Below are 1,937 nucleotides of genomic sequence, written 5' to 3' on the forward strand. Positions count from 1 at the left end.
GCCTCCCTCGCGCCATCAGAGATGTGTATAAGAGACAGGCGCAAGGGTCGCCGAAAATCGAACCGACCCCACCACCCACCACAGGGACCTATAACGGTGTCTAGGGGGACCCCACCCGGCACCTCTCACCTCGCGGTGGGACCGACCGATCTAGTCTGGTGGCGGTCCTCTATCCTCGTCGCGCCGGAAGTCTCCCGACGCAGCCGACACCCAGTCCTCGACGATCGGATCCCACGCCATCAGTGACCAGTCCTCCTCGAGCGCACTGCCGTCACGATCGTCGCCGCCCGGATCGCGTGGATCGAGATCGACGTCGGCGCTAGATCCGTACCGCCGCGACCCCGACGGCAGGAACGACAGCGAGCCACGACCGAGGTACGCACTGATGTAGTGCGCCGCGTTCCGTGCGTCCACCCGCCGGATGTCCACCACCCGGCCGAGGCCGACGCGCTCGGCCAACTGCGACAGTTCCCGCTGCGGCAGGAACCGATCCACGAGCAGGTGCAGGTGCGGCCGGTCCCGCTCGTCTCCCTCGTGCCGCACCCACAGATACGACAGGTTTGGATAGCGGTCCCTCAGTTCCGTCCTCAGCGCGTTCCACCGATCGGTGATGTACTCGTGCTTCTCCTCCTTCGACGCGGGCGCTCTGCGGTCCACTGTGAGCGTCAGGAACCGACGCATCTCCGGGCGCTCCTCCGTGATCCGTTCTATCTCCTCGATCAGTCCCATCCTCAGCCGGTGGCCGCAACACTCGCAGTCCCACGAACCGCAACGGTACGACGCCTGTTCCCCCGATTCTGTCTGGTACTTCAGGTGCGCCAAGTCCTTCCGGCAGTCCGGCCGCTCCCGATCCGGCCCGCAATCCCAGTCCCGACCGAGCCGTGACTGCTCATCCAACTCGACCTCGCCGTCGACGGGATCCGCGCTCACTCCGACCACCCCGACCGACGCGATCGCGAGCTGCTCCACGAGTGGCCCGACAGCACGTCCGGCCCAGCTGGGGCGGCACTATCCGACGACCGCGACGAAGACGAGCCGGTGGCACCGCACCGCACCATAGCCACCGGCACGTCTTCTACCGCACCGCACGGTGGAACGCCTGAATTGGCGAAGCATAGCGGCTCTTGAGTTGTTCTAACTAGCGTCGAGTAAAGACCGCACCGCCGCCGCACCGCCACCGCACAAGATAGCCCCCTCCCGCCGGTCGGGGGCGTGCGGATCGGGCGGCCCTCGAGCCGGGTACGCCGGCTCTCGGGCAAATCAAGATCGCCCGATCCTTGCGGTGGATCGGCGCTTAGTCGTCCAGACCGAGCGTTTCCGTGAACCGTCGAAACACTTACTGACTCGGCTGAGAGAGGACAGAGCGAGGACGAACCCTCCGGCCAAGAGGTTTCCACCGGGCGATTCTGCCACAAATCGCGTCCGGTGGAATCGTCCGTCGCCCGGGCCTTCTCCGGGCATTCACTCACGTTGCGTAGCTTTGACTGCGACGAGAACGACTAGCCCCTTAAAGAATACTGACCTTTCACCCCGGCAGAACATCTACCTATCCCGATACTACCAACACGCCCACATATTGTTATTAGCAGTTCTAACCATAGCCAGACAGAACCCGAAACCGCATGACAGCGCAGGGGTCGCCGATCGCCCCGGAGTATCACCCATCACAACTTACCGCCGTCTTGCGATTCTTCCCCCTGTCGAATCCCGGCCCTATCCGTACAATCGCAGGACGGCGTAAGGATACCCCTGTCTGAACCGCCACAACTTACCGCCGTCTTGCGATTCTCCCACCACAATCACTCGCCCCTCCGCTCCCTAATCGCAGGACGGCGCAAGGGTCGCCGAAAATCGAACCGACCCCACCACCCACCACAGGGACCTATAACGGTGTCTAGGGGGACCCCACCCGGCACCTCTCACCTCGCGGTGGGACC

Annotated in this window: 1 protein-coding gene; it reads right to left on the bottom strand. The window is 64.2% G+C overall.

The window, feature by feature from the left end:
- Positions 1-150 precede the first annotated feature (150 nt).
- Positions 151-969, bottom strand: coding sequence for a rolling circle replication-associated protein (locus tag C454_RS00520; protein WP_004045523.1), 819 nt, complete (start codon positions 967-969; stop codon positions 151-153).
- Positions 970-1,937: the final 968 nt, after the last annotated feature.

The organism is Haloferax gibbonsii ATCC 33959 (assembly GCF_000336775.1).
GTDB lineage: Archaea > Halobacteriota > Halobacteria > Halobacteriales > Haloferacaceae > Haloferax > Haloferax gibbonsii.